The organism is Christiangramia marina (assembly GCF_048285865.1).
Lineage (GTDB): Bacteria > Bacteroidota > Bacteroidia > Flavobacteriales > Flavobacteriaceae > Christiangramia > Christiangramia marina.
The window spans coordinates 1066854-1089699 of record NZ_JBLVTK010000001.1; the positions used below are offsets into that span (position 1 = coordinate 1066854).

20 protein-coding genes are annotated in these 22846 nt (G+C 40.9%); 12 read left to right on the plus strand and 8 right to left on the minus strand.

Going from position 1 to position 22846, the window contains the following annotated elements; all coding sequences use genetic code 11:
• The first annotated feature begins 46 nt into the window (after positions 1-46).
• The 7 genes from ACNKXS_RS05025 to ACNKXS_RS05055 all read left to right on the plus strand — a co-directional run bounded on the left by ACNKXS_RS05025 (position 47) and on the right by ACNKXS_RS05055 (position 10162).
• Positions 47-3145: a WD40/YVTN/BNR-like repeat-containing protein gene (locus ACNKXS_RS05025; RefSeq protein WP_417919898.1), complete on the plus strand. Its 3099-nt coding sequence runs from the start codon at positions 47-49 to the stop codon at positions 3143-3145.
• Positions 3146-3694: a CopD family protein gene (locus ACNKXS_RS05030; RefSeq protein WP_322301663.1), complete on the plus strand. Its 549-nt coding sequence runs from the start codon at positions 3146-3148 to the stop codon at positions 3692-3694.
• 40 nt (positions 3695-3734) lie between these two features.
• Positions 3735-5189: a sensor histidine kinase gene (locus ACNKXS_RS05035; protein WP_417919899.1), complete on the plus strand. Its 1455-nt coding sequence runs from the start codon at positions 3735-3737 to the stop codon at positions 5187-5189.
• Positions 5190-5194: 5 nt separating this feature from the next.
• Entirely contained in the window at positions 5195-5977 is a 783-nt protein-coding gene (locus ACNKXS_RS05040; protein WP_417919900.1) for an enoyl-CoA hydratase/isomerase family protein, read from the plus strand.
• A 106-nt stretch (positions 5978-6083) separates the two neighbouring features.
• Positions 6084-7157, plus strand: coding sequence for a PA0069 family radical SAM protein (locus ACNKXS_RS05045; RefSeq protein ID WP_417919901.1), 1074 nt, complete (start codon positions 6084-6086; stop codon positions 7155-7157).
• 44 nt (positions 7158-7201) lie between these two features.
• On the plus strand, positions 7202-7984 hold the full coding sequence (locus tag ACNKXS_RS05050) for an Fpg/Nei family DNA glycosylase (RefSeq protein ID WP_417919902.1): 783 nt from the start codon (positions 7202-7204) through the stop codon (positions 7982-7984).
• 99 nt (positions 7985-8083) lie between these two features.
• On the plus strand, positions 8084-10162 hold the full coding sequence (locus tag ACNKXS_RS05055; RefSeq protein ID WP_417919903.1) for an alpha/beta hydrolase family protein: 2079 nt from the start codon (positions 8084-8086) through the stop codon (positions 10160-10162).
• 50 nt (positions 10163-10212) lie between these two features.
• On the opposite strand, the gene ACNKXS_RS05060 is transcribed toward ACNKXS_RS05055, so the two are convergent.
• The 3 genes from ACNKXS_RS05060 to ACNKXS_RS05070 all read right to left on the minus strand — a co-directional run bounded on the left by ACNKXS_RS05060 (position 10213) and on the right by ACNKXS_RS05070 (position 12106).
• A complete protein-coding gene (locus ACNKXS_RS05060; RefSeq protein ID WP_417919904.1) occupies positions 10213-10866 on the minus strand; it encodes an HD domain-containing protein in 654 nt (217 codons plus the stop codon).
• 2 nt (positions 10867-10868) lie between these two features.
• A complete protein-coding gene (locus tag ACNKXS_RS05065; protein WP_417919905.1) occupies positions 10869-11600 on the minus strand; it encodes a lysophospholipid acyltransferase family protein in 732 nt (243 codons plus the stop codon).
• Between the two features lie 95 nt (positions 11601-11695).
• Positions 11696-12106 (minus strand): BrxA/BrxB family bacilliredoxin, encoded by a 411-nt coding sequence (locus ACNKXS_RS05070; protein WP_141876506.1) that lies wholly within the window; start codon positions 12104-12106, stop codon positions 11696-11698.
• A 182-nt stretch (positions 12107-12288) separates the two neighbouring features.
• Between ACNKXS_RS05070 and ACNKXS_RS05075 the strand changes: the two genes are divergently transcribed.
• Entirely contained in the window at positions 12289-13023 is a 735-nt protein-coding gene (locus ACNKXS_RS05075; protein ID WP_298246839.1) for a TerB family tellurite resistance protein, read from the plus strand.
• Here the strand turns inward: ACNKXS_RS05075 and ACNKXS_RS05080 are convergent.
• Positions 13020-13493 carry a thioredoxin family protein gene (locus ACNKXS_RS05080; RefSeq protein WP_417919906.1) on the minus strand — a complete coding sequence of 158 codons (474 nt, stop codon included), beginning with the start codon at positions 13491-13493 and terminating at the stop codon, positions 13020-13022. The two genes, ACNKXS_RS05075 and ACNKXS_RS05080, sit on opposite strands and share 4 nt — an antisense overlap.
• A 1-nt stretch (position 13494) precedes the next feature.
• Positions 13495-15795, minus strand: coding sequence for a TonB-dependent receptor (locus ACNKXS_RS05085; protein ID WP_417919907.1), 2301 nt, complete (start codon positions 15793-15795; stop codon positions 13495-13497).
• A 97-nt stretch (positions 15796-15892) separates the two neighbouring features.
• On the opposite strand from ACNKXS_RS05085, the gene ACNKXS_RS05090 reads away from it, so the two are divergent.
• From ACNKXS_RS05090 to ACNKXS_RS05100, 3 genes are read left to right on the plus strand one after another with little or no spacing between them, the layout of a single operon-like run.
• Positions 15893-16549 (plus strand): metal-dependent transcriptional regulator, encoded by a 657-nt coding sequence (locus ACNKXS_RS05090; protein ID WP_417919908.1) that lies wholly within the window; start codon positions 15893-15895, stop codon positions 16547-16549.
• A gap of 1 nt (position 16550) precedes the next feature.
• Entirely contained in the window at positions 16551-17372 is an 822-nt protein-coding gene (locus tag ACNKXS_RS05095; RefSeq protein ID WP_295180601.1) for a ZIP family metal transporter, read from the plus strand.
• A gap of 48 nt (positions 17373-17420) precedes the next feature.
• Entirely contained in the window at positions 17421-17867 is a 447-nt protein-coding gene (locus ACNKXS_RS05100; protein ID WP_417919909.1) for a hypothetical protein, read from the plus strand.
• A 194-nt stretch (positions 17868-18061) separates the two neighbouring features.
• Here the strand turns inward: ACNKXS_RS05100 and feoB are convergent, their stop codons facing one another.
• The 3 genes from feoB to ACNKXS_RS05115 form a co-directional block, all read right to left on the minus strand.
• Entirely contained in the window at positions 18062-20164 is a 2103-nt protein-coding gene (gene feoB, locus ACNKXS_RS05105) for a ferrous iron transport protein B (protein WP_417919910.1), read from the minus strand.
• Position 20165: 1 nt separating this feature from the next.
• Positions 20166-20396: a FeoA family protein gene (locus tag ACNKXS_RS05110; RefSeq protein WP_026914792.1), complete on the minus strand. Its 231-nt coding sequence runs from the start codon at positions 20394-20396 to the stop codon at positions 20166-20168.
• A gap of 74 nt (positions 20397-20470) precedes the next feature.
• On the minus strand, positions 20471-21142 hold the full coding sequence (locus ACNKXS_RS05115) for an SCO family protein (RefSeq protein WP_417919911.1): 672 nt from the start codon (positions 21140-21142) through the stop codon (positions 20471-20473).
• A gap of 151 nt (positions 21143-21293) precedes the next feature.
• On the opposite strand from ACNKXS_RS05115, the gene rseP reads away from it, so the two are divergent.
• Entirely contained in the window at positions 21294-22610 is a 1317-nt protein-coding gene (gene rseP, locus ACNKXS_RS05120) for an RIP metalloprotease RseP (RefSeq protein WP_417919912.1), read from the plus strand.
• The last annotated feature ends 236 nt before the right edge of the window (positions 22611-22846 follow it).

Sequence of the window (22846 nt, forward strand, 5' to 3'; positions counted from 1 at the left end):
AAATTATAGTAAATCCTTATCTTTAAAGCAGACTAAACGATTTTCTATGAACCAATCACTACTCAGGCTGTCAGTTCTTTTACTGATCGCCACTCTTTTCAATTCACAAAAACATTTTGCACAGGAAATTTCCGAAGAACTTTACGGCGCTCTGGAATATCGTCTAATTGGTCCGTTTCGAGGTGGACGAAGTGCTGCAGTAACCGGTGTTCCCGGTAAGCCAAATCTTTTCTATTTTGGAGCTGCAGGTGGCGGTGTATGGAAAACGACGAATGGAGGTCGCAGCTGGAGCAATATATCTGATGGTTATTTTGGAGGATCCATTGGCGCCATTGAGGTTGCTAAGAGCGATCCAAATGTGATGTATGTAGGAGGTGGAGAAAAAACGGTTCGTGGAAATGTTTCTTCTGGCTACGGAATCTGGAAAACCGAAGATGCCGGGAAAACATGGACTTCCGCTGGATTGAAAAACAGTCGGCATGTTCCCAGAATCGTAATTCATCCGAAGGATTACAATACTGTATATGCAGCGGTTCTTGGCAATATCTACAAACCTACTGAAGAACGTGGCGTTTATAAATCTACCGATGGAGGTAAGAACTGGAAAAAAGTACTTTTTTCAAATGCAGATGCCGGTGCAGTAGATCTTATTATGGATCCCAACAATCCGCGAGTTTTATATGCCAGTACCTGGAATGTTCAGCGTACACCTTATAGTCTGAGTAGTGGAGGAGAGGGATCAGCTTTATGGAAAAGTACGGATAGCGGGGAAACCTGGAAGGAAATTTCAGAAAACAAAGGTTTTCCGAAGGATACTCTAGGAATCATTGGCGTGACCGTTTCTCCTGCAAATAGCGAAAGAGTCTGGGCTATTGTTGAAAATAAAGATAAAGGAGGTGTTTATCGCAGTGACGATGCCGGTGAAACCTGGAATTTGATCAATGACGATCGTAGCCTGAGACAACGCGCCTGGTATTATACACGAATCTATGCCGACTCAGAAGATCAAGACAAGGTATATGTGCTCAATGTAAATTATCATACAAGTACCGATGGCGGTAAGACTTACAGTTCTGCCAACGCACCACACGGCGATCACCATGATCTATGGATCGCTCCAGAAGATCCTCAGCGTATGATCATGGGCGACGATGGTGGAGCACAAATTACTTATGATGGTGGGGAAACCTGGAGTACATACCACAATCAGGCAACTTCACAGTTTTACAGAGTAACTACAGATAATTCATTTCCGTATAGGATATATGCGGCACAACAAGATAATTCTACGGTTAGAATCACGCATAGAACAGAAGGAGGAAGTATTGGAGAAGGCGACTGGGAATCTACAGCGGGAGGTGAGAGCGCACATATTGCCGTAGATCCTGAAAATCCTGAGATCGTGTATGGTGGAAGTTATGATGGATTCCTAACCAGGTACAATCATGAAACCGGGACTGTACGGAGTATTAGTGTCTGGCCAGATAACCCAATGGGTCATGGAGCCGAAAATCTCAAATATCGTTTCCAGTGGAACTTCCCTATTTTCTTCTCTCCGCATGATCCTGATAAATTGTATACCGCATCCAATCATTTGCATATGACCACGAATGAAGGGGAAAGCTGGGAGGAAATTAGTCCTGATCTTACGAGAAACGACAAGTCGAAACAAAAGTCTTCCGGAGGACCTATTACCCAGGACAATACTTCCGTAGAATATTACAGTACTATTTTCGCTGCTGCAGAGTCGCCTTTAAAGGAAGGTTTGCTCTGGACGGGTAGTGATGACGGCCTGGTACATGTTTCCAGGGATGGTGGAAAAAACTGGGAAAATGTAACACCTAAAGGAATGCCGGAGTGGATGATGATCAATAGCATTGAACCTTCTGTTTTTGATGAAGGCACGGCATATATCGCTGGAACCAGGTACAAACTGGGAGATTTTGCTCCTTATTTATATAAAACGACCAACTACGGGAAGTCCTGGAAAAAGATCACTTCTGGAATTTCTTCGGAACATTTTACCAGGGTGGTTCGTGAAGATCCTGCAAAGCAAGGCTTGCTTTATGCAGGGACTGAAACCGGGATGTATATTTCATTTGATAATGGAGAAAACTGGAAATCTTTCCAGTTAAACCTGCCAATTGTCCCAATTACCGATCTTGCCATTAAAGAAAATAATTTGATCGTGGCTACGCAGGGAAGAAGTCTCTGGATCATTGATGATCTTAGTCTGTTACACCAGTTGAATTCAGTTGAAAAGGATCAGGATCATTTGTTTAAACCGAAAGCTTCCTATCGAATGGATGGCAGATCTCGAAAAAGTGCCACAAGCGGGACGAACCATCCTGCCGGAGTAATGACCTATTTTTTCCTGAAGGATCCTGAAGGTAAAAAAGTGAAGTTAAGCTATTTAAATGCTGATAATGATACGATTCAGAGCTTCTCTTCTGAAGCAGAAAAGAACAAACTGGAAGTAAGTAAAGGAGCCAACCAGCATGTTTGGGATATGCGTGGCAAAGGCGCTGAACGACTTGACGGAATGATCCTTTGGTGGGCAAGTACAGACGCTCCGCAAGCGGTTCCCGGAAATTACAAGGTAGTTCTGGAAGTGGAAGATGAGGTGATGACTCAATATTTCGAGATTCTGGCAGATGCGAATGCCGAAACCGACCAGGCAGGTATGCAAAAACAATATGACTTCATTACCAGCGTGAATGAAACCGTAGACAAAGCTCACCAATCCATCAAAAAGATGAGAAAGGTCGATGCGCAATTGCAGGATTTTCAGAAGCAGTATAAAAACAATGAGCAGGTAAAACCCTTGCTGGAAAAAGCAAAAACCCTTAGTGAGGAACTTTCAGAAATAGAAAATGCGCTTTACCAGACCAGGAATCGCAGTAACCAGGATCCGCTTAATTTCCCGATAAAACTCACCAATAAACTGGCGCATCTGAACAGTCTCGTAGGAATGGACGATTTTCCACCAACGCAGCAGGATATTGCAGTTAAAGACCAACTTACTGCCAGTATCAACGAAGAATTGAATAAATTTGACCAGCTTTTAGAAGAAGAAGTAAAAGCATTTAATAAGGATTTTAATGCGATGGATCTTAATTATCTATTCGTGGAGACTGAAGACTAAATGGAGTACTATAATTATATCAAAGCCCTGCACCTTATTTTCGTAATCACGTGGTTTGCCGGGCTTTTTTATATTCCGCGCTTATTCGTATACCAGATCGAAGCTGCTGAAAAGCCGGAACCGGATAGAACAATTCTTGGAGATCAACTAAAACTAATGGCGAAAAGGCTCTGGTTCATTATTACCTGGCCATCTGCGATCCTGGCGAGCGCTTTTGCTTTTACGTTACTGGCGATGGTTCCGGGCTGGCTTGAGCAACCCTGGATGCACGTGAAACTTGGTTTTGTTGTGCTATTATTTGCCTATCATTTTAAGACCCATCTAATTTTCAAAGAACTGCAGAAAGGGATCATTAACTGGACTTCAAACGGAATGCGAATCTGGAATGAGGGAAGCACACTTATCCTGTTTTCAGTAATTTTCCTGGTTATCGTGCGGGATGCTATTAACTGGATCTACGGAGTTCTGGGAATTTTTCTACTGGGGATCATGTTAATGCTGGGGATCAAATTATATAAAAGAATTCGATCCAGAAATCCCAATGCCTGAAATGGTTCGATAATTGTTGCCTTGAAGCGAAGCCTGCCTTATGAAGATGCTTAAACTATCCTTACGAACTAGAATTTTTATCTCTATGATCCTGCTGGTTCTGGGGGCATCTATTCTAATTTTTGGGGTGACAGTATATCAATATAAGCAGGAAGCTGAAAGTTATCACGAAGAACGGCTGGAGCGTAAGCAAAGAGCGATCCTTGAGAATATTAAATTTGTACTTGCCAGTACAACTTATGTTGTAGATACAGAGAATCTTGGACCTATTTTTACTGAAAGGGATAAGATCGATGAAATGGCCGAAGTCCATGAAATGCAGATCCATATTTATGATCTCGACGGAAGCCTTATTATCAAGTCCAACGAATCCTTCTTTAAAGATTCAACTACTGTAAGTATTCCAGAAAGTGTGCTCAGTAAGCTGGACGCGACCACTACCAAGCATTATTTAAAGAAAACTGAAGTCAACGGGCAAAAATACCAGTCGTCATACAGTTATATTACCGATGGAAAATTCAAGCCACTGGCGATCCTGTATTTACCATATGTACAGGATGATAGTCTGCTGAACAGGGATTTGAACAATTTCCTGGTGCGCATGGCAGAGGTCTATCTTTTTATGCTGTTGATAGCCATTATTCTGTCCTTCTTTCTTTCAAAATATATCACCAAATCGCTTAAGATCATTTCTGAAAAGATCAACCAAACCAGACTGGACAAACGAAACCAGAAGATCGAACTCTCCAATGCAACAGAAGAGATCTACGCGCTGGTTTCGGCATATAACAGCATGATCGATGAGCTGGAGGAGAGTGCTGTTAAATTGGCCACTAATGAACGTGAACAAGCCTGGCGGGAAATGGCCAAGCAGGTAGCGCATGAGATCAAGAATCCGCTGACTCCTATGCGATTGAGCGTACAAAGTTTTCAGCGTAATTTTGATCCGGAAGATCCCGAAATTCATCATAAGGTCGATGAATACAGCGAAACGCTCATCAACCAGATCGATACAATGAGTTCCATTGCTTCGGCATTTTCGAATTTTGCAAAAATGCCGGCTCAACAGAATGAAACCTTGAATGTGCCTAAGATCGTAAAGCTGGCACTGGATATTTTTAATGAGAAATACATTGAATTTCAATGTGACCAGGATGAGATCCTGGCGAAATTTGACCGTACCCAATTAATTCGGGTAGTGACCAACCTGGTTAAAAATGCTACTCAGGCACTTCAGGATGTAGAAGATCCTCGAATTATGGTGGCGGTCGAAGAAGAGGAGAATACCGTTCTTATTTCGGTTTCCGATAATGGAATGGGTATTTCCGAAGAAAATAAAACAAAGGTATTTGAACCTAAATTCACCACGAAATCAAGCGGAATGGGATTAGGTCTAGCCATGGTAAAAAATATCGTGGAAACTTATAACGGGACGATTAGCTTCGTTTCCAAACAAAATAAAGGCACTATCTTTAACGTACGATTTCCAAAATAAAGATTATGAGTTATCAGAACATTTTAGAAGAGATTGAAAACGAAATATTAACGATCACGATAGATCGACCAAAGAAGCTAAATGCTCTTAATAGAGAGACGATTCTTGAGCTTCACCGGGCTTTCAAAGCGGCGAAGGATAATGACGAGGTCAAAGTCGTAATTATTACGGGAAGTGGAGAGAAGGCTTTTGTAGCTGGAGCAGATATTAGTGAATTTGCCGACTATTCACCAAAAGAGGGGAAGAAGCTTTCAGCAGATGGCCAGGAAAAGCTTTTTGATTATGTAGCTAATTTCCCTAAACCTGTTATTGCAGCTGTGAATGGATTTGCTCTTGGTGGCGGACTGGAACTTGCGATGGCAGCTCATTTTAGAATTGCCAGTGATAATGCCAAAATGGGATTACCGGAAGTGTCTCTTGGAGTGATCCCGGGATATGGTGGAACTCAAAGATTACCACAACTGGTAGGTAAAGGTCGCGCAATGGAGATGATCATGACCGCGGGAATGATCGATGCCAACCAGGCTTTGCAATACAACCTGGTGAACCACGTAACCTCTCAGGAAGAATTGATGGAACTGGCTATGAGCCTGGCTCAAAAGATCATGAAAAACTCCATGGTTGCCATATCTACAGCAATCAAAGCGATCAATGCTAACTATGAAGATGGTGTTGATGGTTATGAAGTGGAAGTAAAAGGTTTCGGAGATAGTTTTGGAACTGAAGATTTTAAAGAAGGAACTTCAGCATTTCTAAACAAGCGTAAAGCCGAATTCCCTAATAAATAAAATACTGGCTCCTTTTTGAAAATCATGATTTGACGAAGGAGCCAATTCTTTAAATTTTAACTAGGATAAAATCCATTAAAAAGGAATAATTCCATAATTTTGAAACATGAGTTATGAGGATTTTATCAAGGGTAGGGGAGCCCAGAAAAACAGCAGTAATAAGTTTGATGCGCATAGTCATGAAACCAGGGACGACTTTTTAAACTATTGCAATGCTGAAGGGGAAGAAGCAGTCAATTTTAAGACGACCACTATAGAAACTTTTCCGAAGACGATTGTAAATAAAGTGACCAGTCCCGATGTGGGAATGGATTTTTCCTTGAATCCCTACCAGGGCTGTGAACATGGCTGTATTTACTGCTACGCCCGCAACAGTCATGAATTCTGGGGTTATAGCGCCGGTCTGGATTTCGAACAAAAAATCCTGGTAAAAAGGAATTCTGTTGAACTTTTAGAGAAAAAATTGAAAAGTAAAGCCTGGCAGGCAAGACCCATTGTTCTATCTGGAAATACCGATTGTTACCAACCTATTGAAAAGGAACTGAAGATCACCAGAGGTTTACTTCAAACCTTTTTAAAATACCGACATCCTGTTGGAATGATCACCAAGAACTCCCTCATTTTACGAGATATGGATATTCTAAGAGAACTGGCTCAGGACAGGCTCGTACACGTAAATATAAGTATCACCACACTGCAAGAACATACTCGAAGAATCCTTGAACCAAGAACTGCCAGTATTAAAAAAAGACTGGAAACTGTAGAGAAACTTTCTGCGGCCAATATTCCGGTGAGTGTGATGATGGCACCTATCATTCCCTCGATCAATAATCATGAAATTATGCCGTTGGTTCGGGAAGTGGCTAATAGAGGTGCGCTGGGTGTGGGTTATACGATCGTGCGATTGAATGGGAGTATTGGAGAGATCTTTACAGACTGGATCAAAAAATCTATGCCAGATAGAGCCGATAAAGTTTTAAATCAGATTGCAGATATTCATGGAGGCAGCCTTAACGATAGTAGGTTTGGTACCCGTATGAAAGGAGAAGGGCAGTTTGCTGAACAGGTAAAGCAGCAGTTTAAAATCGCTCGTAAAATGTATCTGCAGGATCGTAAAAAACCCAGTCTAAACTGTAAGTTGCATGAGGAATATAAAGATGGGCAGACAAAGCTTTTTTAATTTTTATGAAATTTCTATTTATACTAACTTGAAAACAAAAAGCTATGCCAGAATTACCAGAAGTCGCCTATCAAAAATTATATATTGATTCCACCAGCCTTCATCAGAAGATCGTAAAGGTGGATACGGGTGCAGACAAGATCTTCCAATCCCCTAAAAAAGAGTTTAAGGATAGACTTCAAGGGAATGAGATCAAAGCGGTTTCTCAAATTGGTAAATATCTTTTTCTGGAACTAGTGAAGGATGGTTTTCTGGTAGTTCACTTCGGAATGACCGGCAGAATGGACTTCTTCCAGCACGATGATTTCCATAAACATGCTCAGCTAACGCTTACTTTCGACAATGGCGGCAAACTGTCTTTTATCTGTCCGCGGAAATTTGGCAAACTATTTCTTACTGATGATATTGAAAACTTCAGAAAAGAGAAGAAACTTGGACCGCACGCCACTGAAGTTTCAGAAGAAGAATTTATAGATCTTTTCAGCAATAAAAAAGGCAATGTGAAAACTGCATTAATGGACCAGGCTTTTATCGCCGGGTTAGGGAACCTTTATGTTGACGAGATGCTGTTTCAAACAGGAATTCATCCAAAATCTAAATGCGAGAATCTCAGTGACAAGGACCTAAAGGCAATGTTCAATAAAATGAACATCATACTTGAAACGGTGACTAAAAGCAAAACCGAAGGTGAGCAGATTCCTGATTCTTACCTTAGAAGTCACCGTGATGCGGGTGCAGACTGTCCTAACGGGAAGGGAAAGATCGAAATGATTAAAATTGGAGGCAGAAGCACTTACTTCTGTCCCGACTGTCAGGAAATAAGATAACTTACCTTATTATCGAACATTGGTCTAATAAGCTGCCAGTAGATCAAAATCCTAATGTTTTATTAGTACTAAAGGGCTTCCGAACTCGATTTGGTAGTTTTGCAGAACGAAACCCTAACCATTAATTCCGGTAAACTGCAAATGACTCATACCGGAACTGTAATTGGCGAAAATATGGAGGGAAACTACAAACAAGCGGAACAGGAACGCGCACTAAAATTACATAAGATCGTGAAAGAAAAACCAGGAAATACCACATTACCATCAAGTAGGGAGGAGCTGGCCAGACTGGCCGCTCTGGAATCCGGGAACTACAAATATTCAGTCGAAGACTACTTCAAAACTCCGGAAGCATTCTCGTTTAAATTATCTCCAGATGGAAAATATATTGGATATATGAAACGAAGAGCTTCAGGAGAACGGGACCTTTACCTGAAAGAAGTTGCTTCAGAAAAGGAAACATTGCTTAAGAAACAGGAAGAAGACCTTATTCGTGGATTTGCCTGGGCGAGTAAAGATCGTATTGTCTATATGCAGGACAAGGGTGGTGATGAAAATTACCATGTTTATGGAGTAGATATTTCCGGAGAAAATAACCTTGACCTTACACCATTCGAAGGTGTTAGAACAAATATTATCGCCTCTCTGAAAGAAGATAAGGACCATGTGATCGTACAGATGAACAAGGACAATCTGCAACAGGAAGAACCCTATCGCCTGAACGTAAACAGCGGAAAGATCACGAAGCTTTATACTGTAAACGAAGGGGATGATCCGGTAGCGGGCTATGATTTTGATCGGGAAGGGAATCTGCGCGCAATCACAAGAATCGTCGACGGAGTGAATACCGAACTTCTATATAAGATCGATGGGGAATTCAAACAGATAAAATATACAGATTTCAGCGATTCCTTCAGTATAGCTTCCCTGAGTGTAACTTCTGAAAATCCTGATCATGCGTACGTAGTTTCCAATCTGGATGGTGATAAGACCGAAATTCAGATATATGATCTAAAGCTGAATAAGAAGATTGAAACGATCTTTAGTAGTGAAACATTTGATGTTTCCGGCTTAACGCTGTCGAGAAAACGCGATTACGAAATAGATTATTTCAGCTACACAGGTGAAAAAACCGTAGTGGTTCCTGTAAGTGAAACCTATAAAAAGATTTACGGGAGACTAAAAGAGGAGTTTGGAGACAAACAATTCTATACCGCTGGCAGAACAGATGATGAGAGCAAATATATGATCGCAGTGACCAGTGATAAGATCGTTGGTGAGTATTACCTCTATGATGTAGAGAAAGATGAGGTAAGACTGCTATACAAGTTATTACCACAATTAAAGGCGGAAGAAATGGCCTCTATGAATCCAATCACCTTTAAAAGCCGGGACGGCAAAACCATTTATGGATACATCACGCTTCCACAAGATTACAAAGCGGGACAGCAATTACCACTTATCGTGAATCCTCATGGCGGGCCGCAGGGAATTAGAGATTCCTGGGGTTTTAATCCTGAAGCTCAGCTTTTCGCCAGTCGCGGTTATGCCACCCTTCATGTAAATTTTAGAATTTCGGGTGGATACGGAAAAGAATTTTTAAAAGCTGGTTTTGGCGAAATAGGCCGCAAAGCAATGGATGATGTTGAAGACGGAATAGATTTCGTGATCGATCAGGGTTGGGTAGATAAAGATAAAGTTGCTATTTACGGCGGAAGTCATGGTGGTTATGCGGTGCTTCGCGGAATGACAAAAACTCCGGAAAAATATGCCTGTGGTGTGGATTATGTTGGAGTAAGCAATCTCAACACATTTATGCAAACCATCCCTCCATACTGGGAAAAATACAGGGAGATCATGTACAAGATCTGGTATAATCCAGACAATGCTGAAGAACAGGCGATCATGAACGAAATTTCACCTGCGCTGCACGTGGATAAAATCAAGAGGCCGCTATTTGTAGTGCAGGGAGCAAATGATCCCCGGGTGAATATCGATGAAGCAGACCAGATCGTGGAAAGCTTGAGAGCACGCGGAGTTGAGGTGCCTTATATGGTAAAGTATGACGAAGGCCACGGATTTGGGAAAGAGGAAAACCGACTCGATCTTTATAAAGCCATGATGGGCTTCTTTGCTGAACATTTAAAAGATAAAGGAGCTAGTCCGCTAAAAGGATAATACTGAAGGAAATTAATTTATTAAAGGTCGATACAGAAATGTGTCGGCCTTTATTTTTTACCTTCCCATTCAGCATAAAACTGGTCCAGGAAACTTTCCATAAAAGCATGACGCTGTTCTGCGATCTTTTTAGCAGTAGTTGTATTCATGCGCTCTTTCAGCAAAAGCAGTTTCTCATAAAAATGATTGATGGTAGGAGCCATGGAAGCTTTATATTCTTCCTTGCTCATATTAAGGTTTGGCTTGATCTCTGGATCGTAAAGTGGTCTGTTTTTAAAGCCACCATAATTGAAAGTTCTGGCGATTCCAATGGCACCAAGCGCATCCAGCCTGTCGGCATCCTGAACAATATCAAGTTCCATAGATCGAAATTGCTGCTGTACATTTCCCCCTTTAAAAGAAATGTTCTCAATGATCATTACCACGTGATCTATGATCTCTTCTGAAACTTTTTGAGTCTTTAGAAATTCTCTAGCCTTCGCCGGGCCTACCGTATCATCTCCTCCTTGAAATTTAGAGTCGGCAATATCATGTAGCAAAGCGCCTAATTTTACGACCAGAAGATCTGCTTCTTCAGAAGCTGCAATATTCAGACTATTCTTATAAACTCTTTCTATATGAAACCAGTCGTGACCTCCTTCAGCATTCTGTAATGTTTCCTTTACATAAGCGATCGTTTGGTCGATCAGCAATTCTTCGGTCATAGTTATTTGATATCTGCGATAATGGTTCTTTCAATTTTAGCAATAAGACTTTCAGCATCCATAGAAGATATCTCTATTGGATCATGTGCTTTTAAGGTCATATTTACGCCAATTCCCATTGGGAAATTTCCGTATTTGAATAGTTTCCAGGAGTTATTGATGGTAATTGGAACTACGAGTGTTTCCGGATTCTTTTTGAAAAGCATCAACATCCCGTTTCTTCGAAATTCCTTGGGTTCGCCAGTTCTACTGCGCGTTCCTTCAGGAAATATGACAGCAGAACGTTTGGTGGTTTTAAGATAATCTCCAAAAGCCGACATTTTTTGAAGCGACTCTCTTCTGTTCTTGCGATCTATCAATACTGAACCACCATGTCTCAAATTGAAGGAAATACTTGGAATACCGTGACCTAATTCTTTTTTACTAACAAATTTGGGATGATGTTTCCTGAAATACCAGATGAGGGGCGGAATATCATACATTCCCTGGTGGTTGGAAACAAAGATCACCGTGCGATCTGTAGGTATATTTGCAGGTTTCTGAATATCAAAAGTAGTTCCCAGAAGATTCAGGCAACGTAAGAGGAAGAGATTGAAGATATCCACACTCTTTTTATGTGCTTCATATCCTCCAAGTTTCAGGCATACCCATTGGATAGGATGAAAAAGGAGTAAATTCAGAAAAAAGAAGAAATAGAAAATTACCGAAAGCGGGTAAGCAAGAATTTTTTCCATAGGCTATAAAAATACCAAAAATAGCGAAATCTAGAACTGAGGTATAAAAAAACCACGCAGGAAACTGCGTGGTCTTAAATTATGTTAGGTTATTCTTAGCAGAACTCATTATAAGCTCCAATAAGATTTTCAGCGATCATATCTGCAGGGCGACCTTCAATATGATGACGCTCTAGCATGTGTACTAATTCACCGTCCTTAAACAATGCCATAGATGGCGAAGAAGGAGGGAAAGGTACCATAAGATCTCTCGCTTTGTCTGTTGCTTCCTTATCTACACCTGCAAAAACAGTTACCAGATTATCTGGTTTTTTGCTATTCTGTAAAGACATTCTAGCTCCCGGTCTTGCGTTCGCTGCTGCACAACCACAAACAGAATTCACTACTACCAGAGTAGTTCCCTTCTTTTCCATAGCCTGCTCAACATCTTCTACTGTGTGTAATTCTTCAAAACCAATACTAGTAAGATCCTCTCTCATTGGTTTTACTAAATCTGCTGGATACATATATCAATTCTTTTTATTAAACTTTATTGAGGCACAAAGGTACCAAATTAAGTTCAGCTTACATATCTCAAATTACTATGTACTAATAGGTTCAGTTTATGACCAGTTCCTTGCGAACTCCTAAAGCCAATTATAGATTACAACACTAAAATGTTATCTTTGCGGCTAAAGAAAATTGCCCAATGATCAAATGGCTTGCCGCAGTTCTGGGATACATGTACTTCAGGTTTCCCGGTGCTATTCTTGGATTTATAGTAGGTTCCCTGCTGGATAATTACATACGCACCTCAGGTGGTCTGTTTAAATCCATGGCTGGGGGACAGAAGCAAACAGTTTCACCCGGAGATTTTGAACTTAATTTATTATCATTAAGTTCCATTGTGATCAAGGCAGATGGGAATGTCTCCCAGCAGGAACTTGATTATGTTCGCGCGTATTTTATTCAGGCCTACGGAAAAGAGCGTGCGAATGCCACGTTTCGCACTTTCAACGAAGTAGTTAAGAACCGTCAGGTTTCGGCTTATAATATTTCCAGGTATCTAGCTGCACGAACAAAATATCCTACCAGGTTGCAAATCATCCATTTTCTCTTCGGAATAGCCCAGGCCGATGGTCATGTGAGTGAAGCTGAAGCAAACGTCATCAGGGAAATTGCCGGTCATCTTCAAATTGGAGCCAGGGATTTCGAAAGTATCAAGGCGATGTTCTTTAAGAGCACCACCAGCGCTTACACAATCCTGGAGATCGAGAAATCTGCAACAGACGCTGAAGTTAAAAAGGCTTACCGCACCATGGCGAAAAAATACCATCCAGATAAATTAGGAGATATGGATGAAGCCTATAAAAAAGGAGCTGAAGAGAAATTTAGAAAAGTTCAGGACGCCTATGAACAGATTCAGAAGGAACGCGGACTTTAATTCTCCAGTATTTCCAGAATCTGCTCCTTATTGAGATATTGAAAATACCTTGCTTTGGCTTTAAAATCCTGATCCAGAAAGACCATTGCCGGCAGCGAAAATGGTCTGTTTTTTCGTCTGGCCATGAGGAGGGCGATCTGGTGAACCGGATTTCTTCGGTTTAGCCGTTCATTGATAAATACCTGATTCCCAAAACGGACACTATCCTCGCTTTCCACATCAAATTTTACTGCGTAATAATCTTTCTTTAATCGCTTCTGAACCACTTCGGAAGAAAAAACTTCTTTATCCATTCTTTTGCATGGCGCACACCAGTCGGCATAAAAGTCTATAAAAACCTTTTTCGGTTTCTGCTGAAGGGAATCATACAATTGTTCAAAAGTGAGCCATTCTACTTCAGACTTCTTTTGTGCGGAAGTTTCCGTAGAAAGAACAAAGAGGAGAGCAACAAAGATTACCGAAAACTTCATATTATAAAGATTCTATTTTGAGACCTACAAAAACAGAACGCGGATTCCCTGGACCGTAGATGTAGTTACTGTCACGGTTCTTACCGATATCAAAATCGTCCTGGTAAGCATTGGTGACGTTCTTTACGCCACCAAAGATCTCCATATTGGAATTGACTCTCGACAGCGGAATGTTATACCCCAATCGCAAACTTAATTCAGCAAAACTCGGTGTCACATCATATTCATCCACGTCCTGACCTGTTCCTTCACCCGCAAAATGTACAATATCCATCTCTCCTGTATAGACGAGGTTAGCACTTGCACTGAATCGTTTACCTGGTGTGTAAGTAAGCGTTGCGTAGCCATAATCGTTTGGAGTGCGTAGAAAATCTCTTTTTGCTTCCAGGCCTTCAATGTTTTTAACAGGTTCTTCAAACTTGCTGGATTGTAAGGTAAATCCGGCTTCCAGTTCAAATAAATAGTCAAAATTTGCCCTAGTTTCCAGCGTAAATCCTTTTACCGTAGCTCCAGATCCATTGCGTTTTTCAAAACGTTCTCCAAATTGATCCTCTTCTAGGGGGAATAAATAAAAAGCATCGTTCAGTTTTGTATAAAAACCTTCCAACGTGTATCCCCAGATAAAATGCTCGGTAGCCCGGTCATAATTGATGGAGGCCGTAAAACTGTTACTTCGTTCTTCGAACAGGTCTTCTGCGAGGGAAATTCTTGAAATTCCGCCGCCGGCAAATGCGATATGCAGATCTGTGTCAAAAGCCTGCGGAGCACGGAAACCTGTTCCCCAACCCAATCTAAACTGCGTGGTTTCTTTTAGTTTGTACAACAAAGAAAGACGCGGACTCACAATTGCATCATCTACCAGATTGTGTTTATCGACTCTAAAACCTGAAAGAAAATTCAGGTTCTCATTGATATCCCAGTCATTTTGAAAGAACGCTCCAAAATTTCTGGTAGTCTGGTCGATGAGGTAGTTGTAAGAAGGGATAATATCGTACACATCATCATATACGAATTCTGCTCCCGTGGTAAGTGTCGTGGTTCCACCCAAAAAATTATCGATTCGCTGATTAAATTGACCGCCTCCCTGATGCGTTTCCACTTCTGAAGTTCCGTAAGGGGGATTGGCAAAAAATTGCTGTTTTTCGTTTTCATCATCGGGAATGATCCCGGTATAATGGTCACGCTTGGTGGATTGACCACCGTAATAAAGAATAATTGAACTCTTGTCATCATTAAAATTTACCTGGTAATCCAGGCTTCCCATAAGAACATTATGAGTTCTCTCTTCACTCTGTTGAGCCAGATAGGCGGGGCCTTCCACCATTTCTCCGCCATATCGGTACTCATACAGACTACTCAGGCTTAAATTGATCTTGGAATCTTGTGTGAGCAGGTAAAAGGCGTTCACCCCAAAAGCATTGTCTTTAAGTTCGGGTAATTCAGAATAGTTGTCGCCATTCGCATCGTACAATTCCCGGGTTCTGCGATTAACGAAGAAATTTGCTCCTGCTTTATAATCTTTGGAGACTACCGTAGCGTTCCCGTTTAAAATGTCCTGATTTGCATCGCCATCAATGTTCTCGAAAGTATAGCTAAGACTGTATGAATTTTTCTTCGGAATTTTGGTGATCACATTTACTGTCCCACCAATGGCACTGGAACCATACAAAGCTGAAACTCCACCACGAACAACCTCTATACGCTCGATCATGTTCACCGGAATTTGTTCCAGACCATACAACCCGGTTAACGGACTAAAAATTGGACGACCGTTCACAAGGATCTGTGAATATCCACCTTGCAGGCCATTCATTCTTAGCTGGGTGTAATTACAGGTCTGGCAATCTTTTTCGATTCTTAATCCCGGCTGAAAGCGCAACCCGTCTGAAAGATCTGTCGCTACCACCTGTTCCAGGGTTTCACTGTTGATAAGATTTACGATCACCGGAGAATCTGTTCTTCTTTTGGCAGTTCTGGTCCCGGTAACCACAATTTCGTCCAGTCCGTTTGGATCTATTTCCATTTCGAAATTTAGAGTCTTTTTGCCTTGTTCGAGCCTTATGTTGCTGTAAACTGTCCTGAAGCCCTGGGACTTCACAATCATTTTATACTCACCAGCAGGAAGCTTCAGGCTATAAGCACCATTTTCATCAGCACTTGTACCATAAGCTTCATCTTCAGTATAGATACTGGCAAATGCTACGGTACCTTCAGAAGAACTAATAGTTCCGGTAATTTCAGAACCCTGGGCAAAACTGGAAATTGATATAATTCCGAAGAGGAAAAAAGATATAAACCGCATTATTTTTTTTACGAAGATATAAAATATATTTAGATGAGTCTAAAAAATGTATTTATTGAATAAAAAATGTATTTTTGGTGCTATTAAAATGTATTTTATGTTTAGCTTATCTGAAGAGAATTATCTCAAAGCCATATTTCATCTACAGAATTCCTATAAAAATGGGGTGAGTACGAACGCGCTTGCCGAGGAAATGCAAACCAAAGCCTCCTCGGTGACCGATATGATCAAGAGACTTTCAGAAAAGAGCCTGGTGAATTACAAGAAATATCAGGGGGTAAAACTTAGTGAAGCGGGTCGGGCTGCCGCGATAGAAGTGATTCGAAAACATCGATTATGGGAAGTATTTCTCGTGGAAAAACTCAATTTTAACTGGGATGAGGTGCATGAAGTGGCCGAGCAGCTGGAGCATATTAAGTCTGAAAAGCTAACTGCAGAACTGGACAGGTTTCTGGGATTCCCACAGCGAGATCCACATGGAGACCCAATTCCAGATTCAGAAGGGAACTTTTCAGTAGCTAACCGCGTCTTACTATCTGAACTTAAAACTGATGAAACCGGGATTTGTGTGGGTGTAAAAGATTCCTCTACCGAATTTCTACAATACCTGGACAAGAATAATATTTCCCTGGGAGCGACCGTAAAGGTGAAGCAAAAGGAGGATTTTGATCAATCAATGTTGATCGAAATGGATGATAATGAATTGATGATCTCAAACCAGATCTCAGCCAACTTATATATAAAAACAACTTAGAATGGAAGCATTAATTAGCTATTTCGAACAATTGGATCCGGTACTTGCAGCATTATATGCAACCCTTTTTACCTGGGGACTTACAGCATTGGGAGCATCGCTGGTTTTCTTGTTTAAAGGAATGAACCGAGCTTTCTTTGATGGAATGCTGGGTTTTACCGGTGGCGTTATGGTAGCGGCAAGTTTCTGGAGTTTGCTGGCTCCCGGAATAGAGATGAGTCCTGGCGAAGGATTCGAAAAAACGATCCCGGCCTTGGTTGGATTTGGGCTGGGAGCACTGTTCATCTTTGGACTTGACAAGGTTCTGCCGCATTTGCACGTAAATTTCAAAATGAGTGAAGCTGAAGGGGTTAAAACTCCGTGGCATAAATCTGTATTATTAACGCTGGCGATCACCCTGCACAATATTCCCGAAGGTCTTGCCGTAGGTGTGCTGTTTGGTGGTGTTGCGGCCGGTTTTGAGGGTGCCAGTATTGGTGGTGCGGTAGCTCTGGCCATTGGTATTGGACTGCAAAACTTCCCGGAAGGATTTGCAGTAGCCATGCCTTTAAGAAGACAGGGATTAAGCAGATGGAAAAGTTTTAATTATGGGCAACTTTCTGCGATTGTTGAGCCTTTTGCGGCAGTGCTTGGGGCCTGGGCAGTGATGACCTTTGAACCTATATTACCATACGCACTATGTTTTGCTGCGGGTGCGATGATATTTGTAGTGGTAGAGGAGGTGGTCCCGGAAGCACAGCAGGGTGACTTTACCGATATTTCAACCCTTGGATTTATTGGAGGTTTCATGGTCATGATGACGCTGGACGTAGGTCTCGGGTAGTATTTTGCAACAGGAGTAATTTGCGATCGTCTTTTTTAAAAAGACAATATGCGATTTCTCATCATTCTTATGGCATTATACATTTCTTTTCAATCTACTGAAAAGGAAAAAGAAGAGACAACTTCAGAAACTAAGGAACAAAAACCGGAAGTAGAATTGAATGTCTTTTCGGCATCCTTATGCCTTGGAGATGAGCTCAATTTTGGAGATCGCCGAATAAAATTCAGGGAGATCATTTCAGATTCAAGGTGTCCCAGTAATCCTATCGTTATGTGCATCTGGGCAGGACAGGTGCGAGTAAAAGTGGATGTCTATGAAAAGCGGGAGTTTGTTGGAAGTGTAGAATTTTCAGGTACTCAGTCAATAGACCATCTTTTTGCTGTTTCGAAAGAATTAAAGATAAGTCTGGTAAATGTCAAACCTTATCCAGTGAATCCTGGTAAAATTCCTGCGGAAGATTATATGGTAAGTTTTCGGCTTACCGAAGCGATGTGATTAATCACTACAGCCACAACCGGAAACTCCGCAAGCAGCAGCGCTATCTTTCTTTTTGGAACCGCCAACAAAGGAAGGCTTCCATATAAAGCGCGTAACCACGTAACCCAGAGCTATCAAAAAGGTAATTAAAACCAATATTTCCTGAAGTATTTCCATATCAATTCAGTCGTTTTATAATTCTAAACTTACTATTATTTCAGTACCTGGAATGCAATAAGTGCGACTACATAAGCAAATGCAGTCATGATTACTAATTGTAAAACAGGCCATTTCCAGGTATTTGTTTCTCGTTTTACTATGGCCAGCGTACTCATACATTGCATTGCAAAGGCATAAAAAAGCAATAAGCTTATACCACTGGCAAATGTAAATAATGGTCCGCCCAGGACAGGGTTGGTTTCTGCGGCCATTCGGTTTTTGATGGTTTCCTCTTCGTCACTTCCCACACTATAGATAGTTGCCAGGGTTCCTACGAAAACCTCTCTTGCAGCGAAGGAACTTATGATCGCGATCCCTATTTTCCAGTCGTAACCTAACGGAGCAACGGCAGGCTCTATTCCACGTCCCATAATACCTATATAGGAATTCTTCAGTTTATAGGAAGCGATTGCTTCTTCTACACTTTCATCCTCTACATTCTCGTTGTTCTCATACTGAGCGGTGACAATCTCTTTAGCATTGTTAAAATCATCTCCGGGACCGTAACTGGCCAGCACCCATAGAATTACAGAAATAGCTAATATGATCTTTCCGGCGCCAAAAACAAAAGATTTCGTTTTTTCAACCACATTGATCGCAACATTCTTGGCCATAGGAAGCTTATAATTAGGCATTTCTATGACGAAGTAAGATTTTGAACTGGTCTTTAATATTTTGTTTAGTAGCCACGAGGAAAAAATAGCCATTCCGAAGCCGAGCAAATAAAGGATCATCAAGGTTAATCCCTGGTAATTGAAACCAAAGAAACTCTCATTTGGAATTACCAGCGCGATAATGATTAGATAAACCGGTAAACGAGCAGAGCAGGTTGTAAACGGAACTACCAAAATAGTGATCAGTCTTTCTTTCCAGTTTTCAATATTCCTGGTAGCCATTACCGCGGGTATTGCACAAGCCGTTCCTGATACTAGTGGCACCACACTTTTCCCGCTAAGACCAAAACGTCTCATGATGCGATCCATTAAAAAGACCACGCGGCTCATATAGCCCGATTCTTCCAGAATGGAGATAAAGAAGAACAGAAAAGCGATCTGCGGAATAAATATGACGATCCCTCCAAGCCCAGGAACGATCCCTTCTGAAATTAAATTGGTAAAGGATCCTGCCGGCAGGGTGTTTTTGGTCCACTCGCTTAGCGAAGCAAATGCGGCATCGATCATATCCATTGGATAGCTCGACCAGCTGTAGATCGCCTGGAATATTAGAAGTAAGATTCCGAAGAAAATAACATATCCCCAGACTTTATGCGTTAGAATACGGTCAAAACGAGATCGAAGATCTGTAGCTGCATTCTTGTCTACGGTCATCGTCTCCTTCAGCACACCGTTGATGAACTGGTATCTTAAAATTGTTTCTTTTTGCTGAAGTCTCTTCAGGTCACTAACAGATTTTGTATTAAAATCTGAACTTCGGTTGATCTCACCACGGTTTATATTTCCGAAGTTGACATCCTGAGTGATTACCAGCCAGAGTTTGTATAAAGATTGATTAGGAAAGGTTTTGCGTAAGTTTCCGAAGTATTCCGGATCGATCACAGATGCATTTACACAGGGATCTACCGTCATATGACGATAGTTGATGATTAATTCCTTTAGCTCTTCAATACCCATATTTTTACGGGCACTTACAAGCGCGATCCTGGTCTTTAAGCGTTCTTCCAGTAATTTAATGTCCAGGCTAATCCCCTTACGATCCATCCTGTCTGCCATGTTAATCGCAAGAATGGTAGGAATTCCAAGGTCTTTGATCTGGGTGAACAACAGTAAATTCCGCTTAAGATTTTCGACGTCACTCACTACAACTGCAACATCTGGATAATCTTTATCGTTTTTATTGAGAAGCAGTTCTATGACGACATTTTCATCTACAGAACTGGCGTTTAAACTATAAGTACCTGGAAGGTCAAGAATATGAGCTTTTAATCCACGTGGAAGTTTGCAGATCCCTTCCTTTTTCTCAACGGTGATCCCGGGATAATTCCCTACCTTCTGGTTGAGTCCGGTAAGCTGATTGAAAACAGAGGTCTTTCCAGTATTGGGATTTCCTATTAAAGCAACATTAATTTGCTTTCCCATATTAGCCTATTAATTCGATTTCTATAAGCAAAGCGGTTTCTTTTCTTATGGCCAGATGACTTCCATTTATGTTTAAATACATAGGGTCATGGAATGGCGCAGTTTGAACAAGTTCTACTTCATTTCCAGGAAGGCAACCCATTTCGAGCAATTTCAGGGGGACCATATCTGCAGAGAATTCTTTAATGATTCCGCGTTGGCCTCGCCTAAGATTTGCAACCGTCACCTTCATTTTTATTTAGATTGATTTTAAACAAGGCAAAAGTAATGGAATTTGGCCCAATACAAAAGATTAGCCTTAAATAATTAGCGATCCTCTTTCTTCAGTATTTCAATATCGTGCATGAGATCTTCTATAGCTTCCGGCTGCGTACCGTCGTAAAAACCTCTAATTTGTTTCTTTTTATCTACCAGCACGAAATTTTCAGTATGAATCATATCGTATTTTCCACCATCGCCGGTGGATTTAGTAGCCAGGTAAGATTTACGGGCCAGATCATAGATCTGCTTTTTATCACCCGTCACCAGGTTCCATTTTTCATCGAGCACACCTTTTTCTACGGCATATTCTTTTAGGACAGGAACGCTGTCGGTTACAGGAAATACAGTATGGGAAAGTAGTAAAATGTCCTCATCATCTTTGATTGTTTCCTGGATCTCGATCATATGATCTGTCATGATCGGGCAAATGGTAAGGCAGGTGGTAAAAAAGAAGTCGGCTACATAGATCTTATCGTCATAAAATTCTTCAGTGATCGTATCCCCATTTTGGTTTACGAGTTTAAAATCTGCGATCTTATGATATTTTCTAACATACTGAACGGTGGTATCCACCAGTTCAGCATTCACCATATCTGGTTGAAAAACGGGTAATCGCTCCTCAGGTTTTAGTAAAGTATAAATAAAATACATGATGATGACCGAGAGAACAGCCAGTACGATGGCGAACGGTTTATAGCGGGCAAAGAACTTAAGCATTGGCGCAATTTTTTACAAAGTTATGGCCTGAGCTTCAATTAGTCCAATTTCTTCTGCGGAATTTTTCAGGGTTGATTACTAGATCAAACTAAACTTTCCTAGAAGCTTTTAAAAACTTACTTTTGTGCGATTTAAAATTTGAAGTTAGCTGATGGATCCATTTTTAGTAAAAGCCATACAATTAATATTAAGCCTTTCCTTACTTATTGTTCTCCACGAATTAGGTCATTTTATTCCGGCCAAAATATTTAAAACCAGAGTTGAAAAATTCTATCTCTTCTTTGATGTGAAATTTTCTTTGTTTAAAAAGAAATTCGGGGAAACGACCTATGGAATTGGTTGGTTACCGCTTGGTGGATATGTGAAGATCGCGGGGATGATCGATGAGAGTATGGACAAGGAACAAATGTCCAAACCTCCACAACCCTGGGAATTTAGAAGCAAACCGGCATGGCAGCGATTGATTATTATGCTGGGTGGTGTAACTGTAAATCTTGTTCTTGGTTTTCTTATTTACATGATGATCATGTTCGTTTGGGGATCTGCTTACGTAGGGCCAGATGAAATGCCAGATGGATTTGCAGTGATCGATGATTTCAAGGAATATGGTTTCGAGGATGGAGACAGGATTCTTGAGGTAAATGGAAATGAGTTCCAGAATAGCCTGGATATCAATAAGCATCTTTTTATGAGAGATGTTCAGAATATTACAGTATTACATCAGGATGGTTCAGAAGAAACTATTGAGGTTCCGGAAGAAATAGGGACACAGATGTTCGAAAAAGGAGTAATGCAGCCATTTGTTCCAATTCAGTCTGCAGTCATTGATACGGTCATTGCAGAGCATGCAGCATCAAAGGCAGGTCTTAAAAAAGGCGATAGTATTATTAGTCTGAATGATGTTGAAATTGGTTATTGGCACGAAATCGCTCCTGCTTCCTTTGAAAACAAGGAAAAGACTATAGAAGTTATTTTTGAACGAAATGGGGAAATCATGAGCACAGAGGTCACTCCAGATGAGGATGGATACCTGGGTGTTGGGCCAGCCTCAGAGATTGAGATAAAACGCAATAAGTACGGTCTTAGCGAAAGCATAAGCAAAGGATTTGATTACGGATACTGGACATTAAGAGATTATGTGTACCAATTTAAATATGTATTTACAAAAAAGGGAGCTACGCAACTTGGAGGATTCGGGGCTATTGGAGGTTTGTTCCCGGATTCCTGGAACTGGTTCGGGTTCTGGAATACCACGGCCTTACTTTCAATTATCCTTGCATTTATGAATATCCTGCCAATTCCTGCACTGGATGGTGGACATGTGATGTTTCTATTGTATGAGATGGTTACAGGTAGAAAGCCAAATGATAAGTTTATGGAGATCGCCCAGATGGCTGGTTTCTTCTTATTGATAGCGCTGGTGCTTTATGCAAATGGAAATGATATCTACCGCTGGTTATTTGAATAATCTCTGCGGAAGAATTTATAGATACAAAACAGTCCTTTTTGGCTGTTTTTTTTTGTTTATTAGTATCTGTAGAAATATAAAATCTATCATTACTGAAAATTTTATCGATCTGTAATTAATTGACTTTCTGAAGGATTCGTAATCGAAGTAAAATTCTTCGAAAAAAATCTGAAATTTGTTTTGACAGCATTTAAAAATTGATTTATATTTGCAACCGCTTTCAAAGCAAAACATTC

Excerpts from the sequence above, each read along its gene's own strand:
- ACNKXS_RS05030 (WP_322301663.1), top strand. The coding sequence starts at position 3,146 with ATGGAGTACTATAATTATATCAAAGCCCTGCACCTTATTTTCGTAATC.
- ACNKXS_RS05095 (WP_295180601.1), top strand. The coding sequence starts at position 16,551 with ATGGAAGCATTAATTAGCTATTTCGAACAATTGGATCCGGTACTTGCA.
- ACNKXS_RS05110 (WP_026914792.1), bottom strand. The coding sequence starts at position 20,396 with ATGAAGGTGACGGTTGCAAATCTTAGGCGAGGCCAACGCGGAATCATT.
- ACNKXS_RS05075 (WP_298246839.1), top strand. The coding sequence starts at position 12,289 with ATGATCAAATGGCTTGCCGCAGTTCTGGGATACATGTACTTCAGGTTT.
- rseP (WP_417919912.1), top strand. The coding sequence starts at position 21,294 with ATGGATCCATTTTTAGTAAAAGCCATACAATTAATATTAAGCCTTTCC.
- ACNKXS_RS05025 (WP_417919898.1), top strand. The coding sequence starts at position 47 with ATGAACCAATCACTACTCAGGCTGTCAGTTCTTTTACTGATCGCCACT.
- ACNKXS_RS05065 (WP_417919905.1), bottom strand. The coding sequence starts at position 11,600 with ATGGAAAAAATTCTTGCTTACCCGCTTTCGGTAATTTTCTATTTCTTC.
- ACNKXS_RS05060 (WP_417919904.1), bottom strand. The coding sequence starts at position 10,866 with ATGACCGAAGAATTGCTGATCGACCAAACGATCGCTTATGTAAAGGAA.
- ACNKXS_RS05045 (WP_417919901.1), top strand. The coding sequence starts at position 6,084 with ATGAGTTATGAGGATTTTATCAAGGGTAGGGGAGCCCAGAAAAACAGC.
- ACNKXS_RS05080 (WP_417919906.1), bottom strand. The coding sequence starts at position 13,493 with ATGAAGTTTTCGGTAATCTTTGTTGCTCTCCTCTTTGTTCTTTCTACG.
- ACNKXS_RS05070 (WP_141876506.1), bottom strand. The coding sequence starts at position 12,106 with ATGTATCCAGCAGATTTAGTAAAACCAATGAGAGAGGATCTTACTAGT.
- ACNKXS_RS05115 (WP_417919911.1), bottom strand. The coding sequence starts at position 21,142 with ATGCTTAAGTTCTTTGCCCGCTATAAACCGTTCGCCATCGTACTGGCT.
- ACNKXS_RS05035 (WP_417919899.1), top strand. The coding sequence starts at position 3,735 with ATGAAGATGCTTAAACTATCCTTACGAACTAGAATTTTTATCTCTATG.
- ACNKXS_RS05040 (WP_417919900.1), top strand. The coding sequence starts at position 5,195 with ATGAGTTATCAGAACATTTTAGAAGAGATTGAAAACGAAATATTAACG.
- ACNKXS_RS05085 (WP_417919907.1), bottom strand. The coding sequence starts at position 15,795 with ATGCGGTTTATATCTTTTTTCCTCTTCGGAATTATATCAATTTCCAGT.
- ACNKXS_RS05100 (WP_417919909.1), top strand. The coding sequence starts at position 17,421 with ATGCGATTTCTCATCATTCTTATGGCATTATACATTTCTTTTCAATCT.
- feoB (WP_417919910.1), bottom strand. The coding sequence starts at position 20,164 with ATGGGAAAGCAAATTAATGTTGCTTTAATAGGAAATCCCAATACTGGA.
- ACNKXS_RS05050 (WP_417919902.1), top strand. The coding sequence starts at position 7,202 with ATGCCAGAATTACCAGAAGTCGCCTATCAAAAATTATATATTGATTCC.
- ACNKXS_RS05090 (WP_417919908.1), top strand. The coding sequence starts at position 15,893 with ATGTTTAGCTTATCTGAAGAGAATTATCTCAAAGCCATATTTCATCTA.